Annotated in this window: 13 protein-coding genes and 1 riboswitch; of the genes, 7 read left to right on the top strand and 6 right to left on the bottom strand. The window is 60.1% G+C overall.

Translation table 11 applies throughout. The features are described from left to right. Positions 1–94: 94 nt before the first annotated feature. The 3 genes from V6Z53_RS28200 to V6Z53_RS28190 all read right to left on the bottom strand — a co-directional run bounded on the left by V6Z53_RS28200 (position 95) and on the right by V6Z53_RS28190 (position 2,931). Complete coding sequence (locus V6Z53_RS28200; protein ID WP_338582973.1) at positions 95–679, bottom strand: TMEM165/GDT1 family protein; 585 nt, start codon at positions 677–679, stop codon at positions 95–97. 90 nt (positions 680–769) lie between these two features. Then, positions 770–893: riboswitch (yybP-ykoY riboswitch) on the bottom strand. A 40-nt stretch (positions 894–933) separates the two neighbouring features. After that, positions 934–1,932, bottom strand: a complete 999-nt coding sequence (locus V6Z53_RS28195) for a class I SAM-dependent methyltransferase (RefSeq protein ID WP_338582971.1) — start codon at positions 1,930–1,932, stop codon at positions 934–936. A 33-nt stretch (positions 1,933–1,965) separates the two neighbouring features. Next, complete coding sequence (locus V6Z53_RS28190; protein ID WP_338582969.1) at positions 1,966–2,931, bottom strand: 2-hydroxyacid dehydrogenase; 966 nt, start codon at positions 2,929–2,931, stop codon at positions 1,966–1,968. Positions 2,932–3,022: 91 nt separating this feature from the next. Between V6Z53_RS28190 and V6Z53_RS28185 the strand changes: the two genes are divergently transcribed. The 7 genes from V6Z53_RS28185 (at position 3,023) to V6Z53_RS28155 (ending at position 13,575) form a co-directional block, all read left to right on the top strand. Continuing rightward, positions 3,023–3,652, top strand: coding sequence for a LysE family transporter (locus V6Z53_RS28185; protein ID WP_008060238.1), 630 nt, complete (start codon positions 3,023–3,025; stop codon positions 3,650–3,652). A 152-nt stretch (positions 3,653–3,804) separates the two neighbouring features. Continuing rightward, entirely contained in the window at positions 3,805–5,487 is a 1,683-nt protein-coding gene (locus V6Z53_RS28180; RefSeq protein ID WP_338582966.1) for a fatty acid--CoA ligase, read from the top strand. Between the two features lie 337 nt (positions 5,488–5,824). After that, the gene (locus V6Z53_RS28175; protein WP_338582964.1) at positions 5,825–7,711 is read left to right on the top strand and encodes a DUF1302 domain-containing protein; all 1,887 of its coding nucleotides are present in this window, start codon (positions 5,825–5,827) and stop codon (positions 7,709–7,711) included. Positions 7,712–7,739: 28 nt separating this feature from the next. Beyond that, positions 7,740–9,104 (top strand): DUF1329 domain-containing protein, encoded by a 1,365-nt coding sequence (locus V6Z53_RS28170; RefSeq protein WP_338582962.1) that lies wholly within the window; start codon positions 7,740–7,742, stop codon positions 9,102–9,104. A gap of 173 nt (positions 9,105–9,277) precedes the next feature. Continuing rightward, entirely contained in the window at positions 9,278–12,013 is a 2,736-nt protein-coding gene (locus tag V6Z53_RS28165; protein WP_338582961.1) for a LuxR C-terminal-related transcriptional regulator, read from the top strand. Between the two features lie 87 nt (positions 12,014–12,100). Next, positions 12,101–12,742 carry an MBL fold metallo-hydrolase gene (locus V6Z53_RS28160; RefSeq protein WP_223588427.1) on the top strand — a complete coding sequence of 214 codons (642 nt, stop codon included), beginning with the start codon at positions 12,101–12,103 and terminating at the stop codon, positions 12,740–12,742. Between the two features lie 104 nt (positions 12,743–12,846). After that, positions 12,847–13,575, top strand: coding sequence for an OmpA family protein (locus V6Z53_RS28155; protein WP_338582959.1), 729 nt, complete (start codon positions 12,847–12,849; stop codon positions 13,573–13,575). A gap of 123 nt (positions 13,576–13,698) precedes the next feature. On the opposite strand, the gene ehuA is transcribed toward V6Z53_RS28155, so the two are convergent. The 3 genes from ehuA to ehuC all read right to left on the bottom strand — a co-directional run bounded on the left by ehuA (position 13,699) and on the right by ehuC (position 15,886). Further along, positions 13,699–14,493, bottom strand: coding sequence for an ectoine/hydroxyectoine ABC transporter ATP-binding protein EhuA (gene ehuA, locus V6Z53_RS28150; protein WP_150702995.1), 795 nt, complete (start codon positions 14,491–14,493; stop codon positions 13,699–13,701). 80 nt (positions 14,494–14,573) lie between these two features. Next, positions 14,574–15,230, bottom strand: coding sequence for an ectoine/hydroxyectoine ABC transporter permease subunit EhuD (ehuD, locus tag V6Z53_RS28145; RefSeq protein WP_110658947.1), 657 nt, complete (start codon positions 15,228–15,230; stop codon positions 14,574–14,576). After that, a complete protein-coding gene (gene ehuC, locus V6Z53_RS28140; RefSeq protein ID WP_338582957.1) occupies positions 15,227–15,886 on the bottom strand; it encodes an ectoine/hydroxyectoine ABC transporter permease subunit EhuC in 660 nt (219 codons plus the stop codon). The genes ehuD and ehuC overlap by 4 nt, the downstream gene beginning before the upstream one ends. Positions 15,887–15,921: the final 35 nt, after the last annotated feature.

Below are 15,921 nucleotides of genomic sequence, written 5' to 3'. Positions count from 1 at the left end.
GCGTCGAATCTGACAAAACGCGATCATCTGGTTTGGGGCTGCCATGCAGCCCAGCGGGAGCAAGCTCCCTCGCCACAATGACTACCTTACCGCGTCAAACCCAGCCGCTAGCCTGCATCGCCTTGTACACCGCAACAATCGCCAGAATGAAGAACGCCGACGCCGCCAGGCGACGAATCAGCGTCAACGGCAATTTGTCCGCCGCAAAGTTACCCGCCAGAACCACCGGCACGTTGGCGATCAACATCCCGACGGTGGTGCCGATGATCACCAGCCACAATTCCGGATATTGCGCGGCCAGCATCACGGTGGCGATCTGCGTCTTGTCGCCGATTTCCGCGAGGAAGAATGCGATCAGCGTGGTCAGGAACGGCCCGAACTTGCGGGCGGTGCTGGCTTCGTCGTCATCCATCTTGTCCGGCACCAGGGTCCATAACGCGGTCGCTGCGAAGCTCGCCGCGAGGATCCAGTGCAGCAACGTATCCGAGAAGAAACCTCCGACCCAGGCGCCCACCGCACCGGCCGCCGCGTGGTTGGCCAGGGTCGCGGCAACGATGCCGGCGATGATCGGCCAGGGTTTGCGGAAGCGGGCAGCGAGAATGAGCGCGAGCAGTTGCGTCTTGTCGCCGATTTCGGCCAAGGCAACGATTGCGGTGGGTACGAGTAATGAATCCAGCATCAGGGGTTTTCCTAAGGGGCGGGTCGACACGGCTATGACACGTACAGCCTTCCCGCCCCGGGTAAGGTGTTCGTGTCATAGGTCTTGTCAAACCCTGGCGATCCGTCTGATGCGGACGCTTGGGTCGCATACGCCATGGTCTGAGGACCAAGTATGTTGACGTATGCCGGACGAGCATGGCGCTCGTGGGAGACTACTCCCCTAGGACGGAGCGGATTCTGCCTAGGCAAATTCCATTCGGCAAGAACAAATTTTCAGCCGCGTTTGGCCCGGTAGATTCTGAAACCCTGTCCTTCGGCCTTGATCGCGCAGACGCCCAAATGCTCTTCGATCAGTGGTTGATACTTCAGGAAGCTGTTCGCTACCAAGCGCAGTTCGCCGCCGTTTTTCAGATGTTTGGCTGCTTTTCGCAGCAAGTTCTCTGTGGCGTAATAGTCGGTATGCACGCCGACATGGAACGGTGGGTTGCTCAGAATCGCACTTAAACCCATCGGGGCGGCGTCGATGCCGTCACCGGTAATCACGTCAGCTTCCAGACCGTTGGCAGCCAGGGTCAGGCGACTGCTGGCGGCGGCAAACGCATCGACGTCGAGCAAAGTCACCTGGTTGTGCGGATAGCGACGCTTGACCGCCGCGCCCAACACACCCGCGCCGCAACCGAAGTCCAGCAAATGGCCGCTTGGCAATTTGTCCAGATGTTCCAGCAACAGCGCGCTGCCGCGATCCAGTCGGCCATGACTGAACACGCCCGGCAGGCTGATGACTTTGAGCGGGCCTTCAGCCAGCGGCAGTTCGTATTCCTGGGCCAGGCTTTCCAGCGATTTGGCAGCGGGGGCGTTGGCCACCGTAACTTGCCAGAGCTGGCAATGCCGCGCGCTGTCGAGCTTGCGCGGCTTGCCGAAAGGCATCAGTTGCTTGGCCGCGCCTTCGATGCCGCTCTTTTTCTCGCCGACCAGAAACACCTCGCGACCTTCCAGACGCGAGGCCACGGCGTTGAGGATGTAATCGGTCAGGTCCTTGGACTTGGGCAAAAACACCACGGCCGCCTCGAAAGCCTGTTCGGGCACATTCACGCCAAAATGGCTGCGCTCGGCGAAACGGGCGTCCAGCGCGGCCTGGTCACCGGCATGCCAGCACCAGCCGTGAGCGGCGGGCAGGCGACCGAGCAAATCGTCGGCGGGCAAACCGGCCAGCAATACCGAACCCTGGAATAATTCAGCCTGACGAAGCAGTACTTCACTGCGCGGATCCATAACTGCTCCTGTGGAAAAAAGTGCCGCAGTTTATCAACTGACGACCCGCAGTGCCTTACCTCTGAAGTATCCGAGGGCATTTTCGGTCACTTGCCCCACGATGCGCTGGCGCGCTTCGCGACTGCCCCAGGCATTGTGCGGGGTGACGATCAGGCGCGGGATGTCATTGGCCAGCAATGGGTTGCCGTTGATGGGCGGTTCGACGCTCAGCACATCGGTGGCAGCGCCCCCGAGGTGGCCATTGCGCAAGGCATCGGCCAGCGCTTGCTCATCGATCAAGCCACCACGGGCCGTGTTGACCACGAACGCGCCGGGTTTCATCGAGGCCAGTTCGCGAGCGCCGATGAAGTGACGGGTGTGTTCGTTGAGCGGGCAGTGCAGGGTCAGCGCATCGATTTGCGGCAGCAGTTCATCCAGCGGCAAACGGTCGGGCCGGGCAGGGCGCCCCGGAATCTGGCCCAGCAATACGCGCATGCCAAAAGCTTCGGCGAGTCGCGCGACCGCGCCGCCCAGTTCGCCATGACCGAGCAGGCCGAGGGTTTTGCCTTCAAGTTCGACAATCGGGTAATCCAGCAGGCAGAACTGCTTGGCCTGCTGCCAGCGACCTTCACCGACGGCTTTCTGATAGTCGGCGAGGCGCGTCGCCAGGTTGAGCAGCAGCATGATCGTGTGTTGCGCCACGGACGGCGTGCCGTAACCCTGACAGTTGCACACGGTGATTCCATGGGCGCGGGCGGCTGCGAGGTCGACGTTGTTGGTGCCGGTGGCGGTGATCAGGATCAGCTTGAGGTCGGGGCTGGCAGCCATCGCGGCGGCATCGATCAGGATTTTGTTGCTGATGGCGACGGTGGCGCCCTTGAGGTGATCAATGACCTGATCCGGCAAGGTCTGGGCGAACAGCTGTAAATCGCTGAAGCAATCGCGTAGCGGGCTGAGGTCGAGATCGCCCAGATCCAGGGACGGGTGGTCGAGGAAAACGGCGCGGCGAATGTTCGTCATCAACTGTACCTTTTGTGCAATGAACTGAAGGCGTAATCTGCCGAGCCTACCAGATGAAATAAATAGTTACGCTTGGCCTAAAGGAGCCCCCATGTACTGGACCGAGTTCTTGACCGTTGCCCTGATCCACCTGCTGGCCGTCGCCAGCCCCGGCCCGGACTTCGCCGTAGTGGTGCGTGAAAGCGTAACCCACGGTCGTCGCGCCGGCACCTGGACGGCGCTGGGCGTCGGTACGGCGATTTTCCTGCACGTGGGGTATTCGCTGCTGGGGATCGGCCTGATCGTGTCGCAGTCAATCGTACTGTTCAACGCCTTGAAGTGGGCTGCCGCTGCTTATTTGCTGTACATCGGCTTCAAGGCACTGCGGGCGCAACCGGCCAAAGCGGTGACTGACGATCTGCACAAGGAAGCCGGCGAGCGCACCGCACGTGGCGCCTTCACTTCCGGTTTTGTGACCAACGGTCTTAACCCGAAAGCCACGCTGTTCTTCCTGTCGCTGTTCACCGTGGTGATCAATCCGCACACGCCGCTCGCTGTGCAGGCCGGTTACGGGGTTTACCTGGCGGTGGCTACGGCGATCTGGTTCTGCCTGGTGGCCATGCTGTTCAGCCAGCAGCGCGTGCGTGCCGGGTTTGCCCGTATGGGTCACTGGTTCGACCGGACCATGGGCGCGGTGTTGATCGCAATCGGCGTGAAGCTCGCGTTTACCGAGATGCACTGACCGATACCGTCCTCGATTACCCGCAAATGCTGGCGCAACGCTAGCATTTGTGCGGCTCTGCAAATCATTCCTTTGGCTGATTTGGCTGGCGAACAAGGGCACTACAGTGCGTACTTAACAGCCACGACCGTGCAGTCAGAAAAGGGATTCTTATGTTGCAGACACGCGTTATTCCCCCAGCCGAAGGCGCTTACCAGTATCCGCTGCTGATCAAACGGCTGCTCATGTCCGGCGCGCGTTATGAGAAAACCCGCGAAATCGTGTACCGCGACCAGTTGCGCTACAGCTACCCGACCCTGATCGAACGGGTCGCCCGGCTGGCCAACGTGTTGACGGCGGCTGGAGTCAAGCCTGGAGACACCGTGGCGGTGATGGATTGGGACAGTCATCGTTATCTGGAATGCATGTTCGCCATTCCGATGATCGGTGCGGTGATTCACACCATCAACGTGCGTCTGTCGCCGGAGCAGATCCTCTACACCATGAATCACGCCGAGGACCGCTACGTGCTGGTCAACAGCGAGTTCGTGGGCCTGTACAACGCGATCGCCGGGCACCTGACCACGGTCGAGAAAACCCTGCTGCTGACCGACCTGCCGGAGAAGACCGCTGACCTGCCGAACCTGATCGGCGAGTACGAGCAGTTGCTGGCGGCCGCAAGTACGCAATACGACTTCCAGGACTTCGACGAAAACTCGGTCGCGACCACGTTCTACACCACCGGCACCACCGGCAATCCCAAGGGCGTTTACTTCACCCATCGGCAACTGGTGCTGCACACCATGGGCGTGTCGACCATCATGGGTGCGATCGACAGCGTGCGCCTGCTGGGCACCAACGACGTGTACATGCCGATCACCCCGATGTTCCACGTCCACGCCTGGGGCCTGCCGTATGTAGCGACCATGCTCGGGCTCAAGCAGGTGTATCCCGGTCGCTACGACCCGGAATTCCTGGTGGAGCTGTGGCGCAAGGAAAAGGTCACCTTTTCTCACTGCGTGCCGACCATCCTGCAAATGGTCCTCAACGCCAAGGGTGCGCAAAATACCGATTTCGGCGGCTGGAAAATCGTCATCGGCGGCAGTGCGCTCAATCGTGCGTTGTACGAAGCGGCCAAGGCCAAGGGCATTCAGTTGACTGCCGCATACGGCATGTCGGAAACCGGGCCGCTGGTATCGTGCGCACACCTCAACGATGAGCTTATGGCCGGCAGCGAAGACGAACGCACCACTTACCGGATCAAGGCTGGCGTGCCCGGGCCTTTGGTGGAAGCGGCAATCGTCGACACCGAGGGCAACTTCCTGCCCGCCGATGGCGAGACCCAGGGCGAATTGGTGTTGCGTGCGCCGTGGCTCACCGAGGGTTATTTCAACGAACCGCAGAAGGGTGCCGAGCTCTGGGCCGGGGGCTGGTTGCACACCGGTGACGTGGCGACCCTCGACAGCATGGGTGTGATCGATATCCGCGACCGGATCAAGGACGTGATCAAGACTGGCGGCGAATGGATCTCCTCCCTCGACCTCGAAGACCTGATCAGTCGTCACGTTGCGGTACGCGAAGTAGCAGTGGTGGGCATTGCCGATCCACAGTGGGGCGAGCGGCCGTTTGCCTTGCTGGTGCTCCGTGAAGGCCATGAGATCGGGGCCCGGGAACTCAAGGAACACCTCAAGCCATTCGTGGAGCTGGGGCACCTTAGCAAGTGGGCCATCCCGAGCCAGATCGCCCTTGTTACTGAAATTCCCAAGACCAGTGTCGGCAAGCTCGACAAGAAGAAAATTCGCGTCGACATCATCGAATGGCAGGCTACCAACAGCACCTTCCTTTCGACGCTTTAAGCCTCCTTTTGCGTGCCAGAAATGGCACGCCAGCCCCACCAAGCAAGCGCTTGGCTTGTCAAATCCGAATTTTCAGCCATTCTTGCCGTGCCGACGGGTGTCGGCACGGCAAAGGACTGTTCCAGAGTGGCTGGCAGGCGCAAATCACACTTTAGAGGGATCAAGCACTACTACCTGCTGGCTATAGTCCGCTCAAGGATTTTTAAGAACGGAGCAAACGCACAAACCGGGGCGATGCAACTTTGGAATGACTTTGGGACGCCATGGCTCCCTGTCATCCAAGCGTTTTTAAAAGTGCTCACTGCCATAACAATAAAATGCACATGGAGTAGCGTCGATGACATCAGTAAACCAGTTCTGGCGCCGGGCAAAACTGCCTCTGGCCGTCAGCCTTGCCTCTACGCTCGCCGGGCCTGCATTCGGCGTCAGTTTCAACGTTGGTGAAATCGAAGGTCAGTTCGACTCTTCCCTTTCGATCGGTGCCAGTTGGTCAACTGAAAGCGCCAACAAGAACCTCATCGGCGTCAACAACGGTGGCAAAGGCCTGTCCCAGACTTCCGATGACGGTCACCTGAACTTCAAGAGCGGCGACACCTTCTCGAAAATCTTCAAGGGCATCCATGACCTTGAATTGAAGTACGGCGACACCGGTGTTTTTGTCCGTGGCAAATACTGGTACGACTTTGAACTCAAGGACGAAAGCCGTCCGTTCAAGGACATCAGCGACAGCAACCGCAAGGAAGGCGCCAAGTCCTCCGGCGGCCAGATCCTCGACGCCTTCGTCTACCACAACTACTCCATTGCCGATCAGCCGGGTTCGGTTCGCCTTGGCAAACAGGTAGTGAGCTGGGGTGAAAGTACCTTCATCGGCAGCGGCATCAACTCGATCAACCCGATCGACGTGTCCGCGTTCCGCCGTCCAGGTGCCGAGATCAAGGAAGGCCTGATTCCGGTCAACATGTTCTACGTGTCCCAAAGCCTCACCGAGAACCTGTCGGCTGAAGCCTTCTATCAACTGGAATGGGACCAGACCGTCGTCGACAACTGCGGCACCTTCTTCTCTCAGCCCGACATCATTGCCGACGGTTGCGACAACAACCTGCGCGTGCTGAACAAGCGTTCGACCATTCCGGCCGCGGCACTGCCTACGCTGACCCGACTGGGTGTCGACGTCGACAACGAAGGCGTGCTGGTACGCCGTGGTCCGGATCGCGATGCGCGCGACAGCGGCCAGTGGGGCGCGTCCCTCAAGTACATGTTCGACCCGCTGGACACCGAATTCGGTGCCTACTTCATGAACTACCACAGCCGCGCGCCGATCTTCAGCGCCACCGGTGCACCAGCGTCGACCTTTGCCGGCGTTGCAGCCTTGCCGGCGCAGTTGCGTGCTCTGGCGCCACTGATCGTCGCGGGTAACTCGAGCTACTTCGTCGAGTATCCGGAAGACATCCGCCTCTACGGCTTGAGCTTCTCCACCACCCTGCCTACGGGTACGGCGTGGAGTGGTGAAGTCAGCTACCGTCCGAACGCACCGGTGCAGCTCAACTCCACCGACATTCTGTTCGCCGGCGTACGTCCGTTGGGCGGCGCGTTGACCAATGCTTCGCTGCTCTCCGCCCCACCGGGTTCGGATCTGCATGGTTATCGCCGCAAGGAAGTGACCCAGTTCCAGACCACCCTGACGCACTTCTTCGACCAAGTCATGGGCGCCAGCCGTCTGACCCTGGTGGGCGAAGTGGGCGTAACCCACGTCGGAGGCCTGGAAAGCACCTCTGACGTTCGTTATGGCCGTGACCCGGTCTACGGTCCTGGTGAGCTGCCAGCTACCGGCGGACAGAATACTTGCCAGGCACTTAACGCCAGCACCATCGCCGGTGCCGGTCCTGGTACGCCGACCAACAACCTCAACCGCAATTGCAACGACGAAGGCTTCACCACCGCCACCTCCTGGGGCTACCGCGGTCGTGCCATCTGGGAATACAACGACGTGTTCGCCGGCGTGAACCTCAAGCCGAACGTGGCCTGGTCCCACGACGTTGAAGGCTACTCGCCTGGCCCTGGCGGCAACTTCGAGGAAGGTCGCAAAGCGGTCAGCCTGGGCGTCGATGCCGAGTACCAGAACACCTACACCGCGAGCCTGGCGTACACCAACTTCTTCGACGGCAAGTACACCACCGTGGATGATCGCGACTTCGTTGCGCTCAGCTTCGGCGTGAACTTCTAAGCACTGTATTTTCAGGACGAACGTAATTATGAAAATAACAAAGAGTCTGTTCCACGCCGGTGTTCTGGGGTTTTCGCTGCTGGCGACCAGTGTCATGGCGGCGGTCCCGGCAGCCGAAGCGGATAAGCTGGGCAAGAGCCTGACCCCGATGGGCGCTGAAATGGCGGGTAACGCCGATGGTTCGATCCCGGCTTGGAAACCACTGCCGAAGAACGCCGGCAGTGTCGACAGCAGAGGTTTCCTGTCGGATCCGTACCCGGGTGAAAAACCACTGTTCACCATCACCGCGCAGAACGTCGACCAGTACAAGGAAAAACTCGCGCCGGGTCAGTACGCGATGTTCAAGCGCTACCCGGAAACCTTCAAGATGCCGGTCTATCCGTCCCATCGCGGTGCCACCGTGCCGGATGACGTGTTCGCCGCCATCAAGAAGAACGCCACCAACACCAAACTGGTGTCCGGCGGCAACGGCCTGGAAAACTTCGAAACCGCCATTCCGTTCCCGATTCCGAAAAGCGGCGTTGAAGTCATCTGGAACCACATCACCCGTTATCGCGGTGGCAGCGTGACCCGTCTGGTAACCCAGGCCACGCCGCAACCGAACGGCTCGTTCAGCCTGGTGTACTTCCAGGACCAGTTCGTGTTCCGCGACAAGATGAAGGACTACGATCCGGCGAACCCGGGCAACATCCTGTTCTACTTCAAGCAGAAAGTGACTGCCCCGGCGCGTCTGGCCGGTGGTGTGCTGCTGGTGCACGAAACCCTCGACCAGGTGAAGGAACCGCGTTCGGCGTGGGTCTACAACGCCGGTCAGCGTCGTGTGCGTCGTGCACCTCAAGTGTCCTATGACGGCCCGGGTACTGCAGCCGACGGCCTGCGTACTTCCGACAACCTGGACATGTTCAACGGTGCACCGGATCGTTACGACTGGAAGCTCGAAGGCAAGAAAGAGATGTACATCGGCTCCGACGCCTACAAGCTCGACGATCCGAAGCTCAAGTACGCCGACATCATCAAGGCCGGTCACATCAACCAGGACCTGGCTCGCTACGAGCTGCGTCGTGTGTGGCATGTGGTTGCAACCCTGAAGGAAGGTCAGCGTCACATCTACGCCAAGCGTGACTTCTACATTGACGAAGACACCTGGCAAGCAGCGGTCATCGACCACTACGACGGTCGCGGTCAACTGTGGCGCGTTGCCGAGGCGCATGCCGAGAACTACTACGACAAGCAAGTGCCGTGGTACGCCCTCGAAGCCCTGTATGACCTGCAATCGGGTCGTTACCTGGCGCTGGGCATGAAGAACGAAGAGAAGTCGGCGTATGACTTCGGCTTCCAGGCAACCACCAGCGACTTCACCCCGGCGGCGTTGCGTCAGGATGGTGTTCGCTAACGGCAACTGAACAGAGCTGCATCCTCTGAAAACGCCCCGACCGGTTCGGGGCGTTTTTTTGTTCGTAGACTTTTTGTAGCCATTTGTAGCAATAACCTTCATTCCCTCTTCGTTTACAGCTAGTCTGCGGACATCTGCAACGCCGCCACCCGCAATTCAAACAAGAGCCGGCCATGACTGATCTGTCCCCACCCCCAGGTCCTGCAAGCGTCGCTGTCGCCGCGCTGGACGGGCGTTTTTTTCGACCGCCATTGCCCGACGGCCATGTGCTGCGGCCGCGTCTCTGCGAGCGTCTAAGTGCGGGGCTCGGTGGTCGGTTGCTGTTGGTCAGCGCACCGGCGGGGTTTGGCAAAAGCTCATTGGCGGTGGAGTTCTGTCAGGCGCTACCGGCGCATTGGCAAAGTCTCTGGCTGGGGTTGAGTCCACGGGACAGCGACCCGGGTCGATTCCTCGAGCGGTTGCTCGAAGGCCTTCAAGATTTTTATCCGCAACTGGGGAGGCAGTCCCTCGGCTTGCTGAAAATGCGTCAGCGGCATCAGCCGTTCGCCTTCGAAGAGTGGCTGGATGGCTTGCTCGACGAACTGGCCGTACACCTCTCGACAGCGACGCCGCTGTTGCTCGTGCTCGATGACTATCATCTGGCCCAGGGACCGGTTCTCGATCGCTGTCTGCAATTTTTCCTCAACCACCTTCCCGATGGTTTGCTGGTGATGGTCACCAGTCGCCAGCGTCCTGACTGGCATCTGGCGCGGCTGCGCCTGTCACGGCAACTGCTTGAGTTGCATGAACAGGATTTGCGCCTGACCCACGATGAAGCCTTGAGCCTGCTCGATCGGCACAGCAGTTCCTTGCGCGGTGAAGCGCTGGAGAACCTGATCCAGCGCAGTGAAGGCTGGGTAGCCGGTTTGCGTTTCTGGTTGCTGGCGGCGTCCGAAGCCGGAGCGCAAGGTGCATTGCCCCAGGCGCTTCACGGCGGGGAAGGGCTGATCCGCGATTATTTGCTGGAAGAGGTGATCGATTGCCTGCCCGCCGAAGTGCAGGCCTTCCTCTACGACACCGCGCCGCAGGAACGTTTTTGCAGCGAGTTGTGCGACGCTGTTCGTGATGCCCATGACAGTGCCGAGATCCTGCGCTTTCTGGCTTCCCACCAGGTGTTCCTGGTGCCGTTGGACGAACATGGCCACTGGTATCGCTACCATCATCTTTTTTCCGATTTGCTGCGCACGCGACCTGGCGCGCAGTCGATGGTCCCGGCCGCCAGTCTGCACCTGCGTGCCTGCCGTTGGTTCAATGCTCAGGGGCTGCTCGACGAAGCAGTGGAGCAGGCGTTGCGTGCCGGGCATCTGGACGTCGCGGCGAACCTGGTGCAGAACCTTTCCGAAGAACAACTGCTGGCCGAACAGAATGTCGGCATGTTGCTGCGCTGGAAAATGGACTTGCCCGACAGCCTGCTGATCAGTACGCCACGGCTGATCGTGCTCTACAGCTGGGCGCTGGGGCTGGCCAGTCAACTGGACGCCGCTGAGGAACTGGCCAGTCATTTGAGCCGCTTCCTGCCGGCCCCTTCAGCCACTGCGCAAAAATCGATGCTGGCGCAATGGCTGGCCTTGAGCGGGATCATCGCTCGCGGTCGCGGCAATCGTGAACTCACACTGCGCTATTGCACCGAAGCGCTGGAGAGCCTTCCAGGCAAACGTTACGGCCAGCGATTGATGTGCCTCTCGACCCTTTCCAACCTGGCCATTGCCGATGGCGATTTATGGCGTGCGCGCGGGTTGAATCGTGACTCCCTGGAGCTGGCGCAACGGGTCGGCAATCCGCTGTTCGAAGCACTGGCGCATTACGACCGTGCCCGAGTGTTGCAAGCCCGGGGCGAAATCCTGCGTTCGCTGGATGAGGTCCGCCAGGGCCTGCAACGCCTGCAAGGTCTGTCACCGCAGCGACTCTATGCCGTACGCGCGCGGCTGACGTTGTACGAAGGTTTCTTGCTGGCGCTGCGTTTGCAGCCGCAAGCGGCTCGGCTGCGATTGCAGGCCGGCTTGAGTGAAGCGCGCGCCTGTCGTGACATCAGCGTGTTGATCGGGCACTGCGTGATTGCCCGGCTTGAAGGCAGCAGCGGTGAGTTCGCCAAGGCTTTCGCCGAACTTGCCGAAGCCGAGCGGCTGATGCATATCTGGGACGTACCGCCGATCTACTACCTGGCGATGATCACCCTGGTCAAATGTGAACTCTGGCTGGCCCAGGGACGCATCGATCTGGCCGAAGCCTGGCTCGCGCGACTCGGGCAGACCTATAACGGCGAACACCCGGCAGCACCGCCGGAATTCCATCCGCAACTGCCGCTGCACATCGAACTGCAACAAGCCTTGCTGGAAGTCATCCAGGGGCAACCCATGCTGGCCGAAGGACGTTTGAATGCGCTGCTCGAACACGGTCAGCAAAGCGGTCGACAAATGCTCAGCGCAATGGCACTGACGCAAAAAGTCTCGCTATTGCTCGGCACAGGGCGCGAGCCTGAGGCGCGCAAGGCGCTGAGTCAGGCAATGGATGCCGCTGGCGGCGGTGTGCTGCAGCCGTTTGATAGCTTGCTGACAGAGCATCCGGACTGGTTGCGCGGACAACTGCAACTTAACGCGCCGACACCTGTTTCCCAGGACCTTGCAGCAAGACTGCCGACAGTGCCTGCTCGTGCGGCACTGGATTGCGCTCCTGCGGAGCAGCTCAGCACCCGGGAACTGGCGGTTCTGCGACTGATCGCCCAGGGTTGCTCGAATCAGGAAATCAGCGATCAGCTGTTCATTTCCCTGCACACGGTCAAGACCCACGCCAGCCACATCAACAGCAAACTTGGGGTTGAACGGCGTACGCAGGCGGTGGCGCGGGCGAAGGCGTTGGGAGTGTTGGGTTAAGGAATTTTCACGTTACACGCCGCGCCAGATGACTGAATACTCAATTGTGCGAAAATCGCCCATCCCCGTTTATCGAGCAGGCAAGTGATGTCCCAGCAACCCACCCTCATCCGCGAAACCTTCCCCGTCGGCCCGTTGCAGTGCAACTGCACGATCATTGGCGATCCGGTCACGAAAAAGGCCATCGTCGTCGATCCGGGTGGCAATCATGAACTGATCCTCGCTCGCCTCGATGCCCTCGGTTTGAAAGTGGTTAGCATCATCCACACCCACGCGCACCTCGATCACTTCCTGGCCTCCGGTCAGTTGAAGGAGAAAACCGGTGCCACGCTCCACTTGCACAAGGAGGATCAATTCCTCTGGGACAATCTGGAGATGCAGTGCCAGATGTTCGGGGTTCCCTACACGCCGGTGCCATCGCCGGATCGGTGGTTGGCCGATGATGAAGAACTGGCTTGCGGCTGCGGTGTGGCGCTGCACACGCCGGGTCATACGCCGGGGTCGATGAGCTTCTGGTTTGCCGACGCCAAGCTGCTGATCGCCGGAGATACGCTGTTCAAGCGCGGCGTAGGGCGCACGGATTTGTGGGGTGGTGATCAGGCGACGATCGTGCGTTCGATCAAGCAACGCCTGTATACCCTCGATGAAGAGGCGATCGTCGTGGCCGGGCATGGTCCCGATACCCGTTTGGGCGATGAAATGCGCGAAAACCCGTTTGTTCGGGCCTGAATTGTAACGGGCGGAATTTTTGTCCCGGGAAGCAATCCAACGCCCGCAAAGGTTCGATGCTTACGTCCGTTGCACCACAGAATGCAAAAAAGTAGGAGCTCTTCATGTTCACCACGCGTCGTTTGATGATTGTCGCTACCGCAGTGGCCGTATTGTCCGGCTGTGCCTCGCCAAACCCTTATGACAATCAGGGTCAGGCTGACAGCGGTTCCCAAGGCATGAGCAAGACTGCGAAGTACGGTGGCCTCGGGGCACTGGCCGGTGCGTTGGCCGGCGCCGCCATCGACCACAACAACCGTGGCAAGGGCGCACTGATCGGTGCCGCCGTAGTAGGCGCTTCCGCTGCCGGTTACGGCTACTACGCCGACCAGCAAGAGAAAAAACTGCGGGCCAGCATGGCTAACACCGGTGTCGAAGTGCAGCGTCAGGGCGATCAGATCAAGCTGATCATGCCGGGCAACATCACGTTCGCCACCGATTCGGCGAACATCGCTTCGAGCTTCTACCAGCCGCTGAGCAACCTAGCCGGTTCGCTGAAAGAGTTCAACCAGAACCAGATCGAGATCGTCGGCTACACCGACAGCACCGGCAGCCGTCAGCACAACATGGACCTGTCCCAGCGTCGTGCGCAGAGCGTGGCGACTTACCTGACCTCGCAAGGCGTCAGCGGCACCAACCTCAGCGCCCGTGGCGCCGGCCCGGATAATCCGGTTGCCAGCAACGGCGACGTCAATGGCCGTGCGCAGAACCGCCGTGTAGAAGTTAACCTCAAGGCGATTCCTGGCCAGCAGTACGGTGGCCAGCAGCAAGGTAACGTTCAGCAATATCCATAACACCGCTAAACAAACTGTGGGAGCGGGCTTGCTCGCGAAGAGGGAATATCAGTCGACATTACAGTTGCCTGATACATCGCCTTCGCGAGCAAGCCCGCTCCCACATTTGCATGTGCTGCTTTTTTAGTTGGCTTCCTTCACCGCACTGAGAAACGCACACGTCCGTTCCTGCTGCGGATGTTCGAAGATCTGCGCAGGCGTACCTTGTTCGTGGATCTGGCCCTTATAGAAGAAGCACACGCGATCAGCGAACTCCCGGGCAAAACCCATCTGGTGGGTGACCATCAGCATGGTCAGGTTATGTTCGGCGCCGAGCTTGCGGATCACGTTGAGCACCTCGCCGCACAGTTCCGGGTCCAGCGCCGAGGTCACTTCGTCAAACAGCATGACTTTCGGCCGCATGGCCAACGCCCGGGCAATCGCCACCCGTTGCTGCTGCCCACCGGACAGCTGCGAAGGGTAATGCCCCAGCTTGCTGCCCAGTCCTACCAGCTCCAGCAGATCTGCCGCACGCTCCCGTGCTTCGGCGGGTTTCATCCCCAACACCTGCACCGGCGCCTCGATGACGTTCTGCAACGCGGTCATGTGCGGGAACAGGTTGAAGCTCTGGAACACCATGCCGATCTTGCCGCGAACACGGCGGATATGCCGGTCATTAGCCGGCACCAGCACGCCGTTGCGATTGGGCATGTGCGTCAGCAAATCGTCTTCGATGCGGATCAGTCCGTCATCGATGCCTTCGAGGGTCATCAATACCCGCAACAGCGTGGATTTCCCAGAGCCGCTGGGGCCGATGATCGCGACTTTCTCGCCCGGCGTAACGTCCAGGTTCAAGTGATCGAGCACCGTGAAATTGCCATAGCTTTTGGTGACGTCCTGGAAGCTGACAATCGGCTTGACCGCTTTCGGTTGATGCATGGCCGTGGCCTCTTGCGGATGCAGCGGCGTCAGGTTGCCGCGCCGGGAAAGGTCGTTGGAAGTCGAGAGTGGATAAGTCATTAGCGTAGCTCCAGGCGCAATTCGAGGCGCCGTACCAGATAAGCCAGGGCGATGCTCAGGGCGAGGAAGAACAGACCGACCATGGTGATCGGCTCCAGATAACGGAAGTTTTCGGAACCGATGTTCTTGGCCTGCTGCATGATTTCAACCACGGTAATGGCCGACAGCACCGGCGTGTCCTTGAGCATCGCCACCAGGTAGTTGCCCAGCGGCGGCAGGATCGGCCGCAAAGCTTGGGGCAGAATGATGTTGCGGTAGGCGCTGTACGGCGCGATGTTCAGCGCGGTCACCGCTTCCCACTGCGCACGAGGCACGGCATCGAGCCCGCCGCGATAGACCTCGGCGATGTAGCAGGCGTAGTGCACGCCGATGCCGATGATCCCCACTTGCATGGCCGTCATGCTGACTCCGTAGTTGGGCAGCACGTAGTAGAGGAAATACACCTGGATCAGCAGCGGTGTGCTGCGGATAAATTCGATCATCCCGGCGATCGGCCACGACAACCAGTACAGGCGGCTGCGTCGGCCGATGGCGAGGAACAGCCCCAGCACGATGGCGATCAGGAAGCCGATCAGGGTAATGCCCACGGTGTTGAGCGAAGCGCGCAGCAAATCGGGGAGGATCTGCCAGGCATACGTCCAGTCGAACAGGGTCATGACAGACCTCCACGCATCCGGCCGCGCGCCAGCCGACGCTCAATGCTGCGCATGCCGAGGTTGATCGCTTGCGCCAGGATGAAATACATCACCAGCGCCAGGCTGAAGATTTCCAACGTCTGGAACGTGGCCTGATCCAGTTGCCGAGCGCGGAAGCTCAGGTCGGACAAGGTGATCAGCGACACCAGCGAAGTGTTTTTCAGCAATTCGATCAGAAGGTTGGTGCCCGGCGGGATTGCCGCGAGCAAGGCCTGAGGCAGAATGATTCGGCGAAAACGTTTGTAGTTGCTGAAGTTCAGCGCGGTCGCTGCTTCGTACTGACCCTTGGCCACGGAGCTGATCGCACCGCGCATCACCTCGGCGCCGTAAGCACCGATGTGCAAGCCGAGGCCGACGATGGCCACGCTGTAGGGGCTCAGTTCCAGATTGAACGGTGGCAGCGGCAACACGAAAAACAGCCAGAACAACTGCACCAGCAACGACGTGCCGCGAAACACTTCAATGTAGGCGACCGAGAACCAGCTCAGCGGACGCCACGGCGACATGCGCCCCAGCGCCGCCAGAATGGCCGCGACAATTGCCAGGATCGAGCCGAAGAAGGTCACCTGGAGCGTGACCCAGGCGCCTTGTATCAATAGCGGAAGTAATTCACCCATTGTTCACACCTGCGTGGTTCAACATCCGGAGTCAG

Source organism: Pseudomonas sp. MAG733B, from assembly GCF_036884845.1.
Classification (GTDB): Bacteria; Pseudomonadota; Gammaproteobacteria; order Pseudomonadales; family Pseudomonadaceae; genus Aquipseudomonas.
Note: the sequence above shows the minus strand (reverse complement) of the source record. Positions and strands in the feature narration are given on the sequence as shown.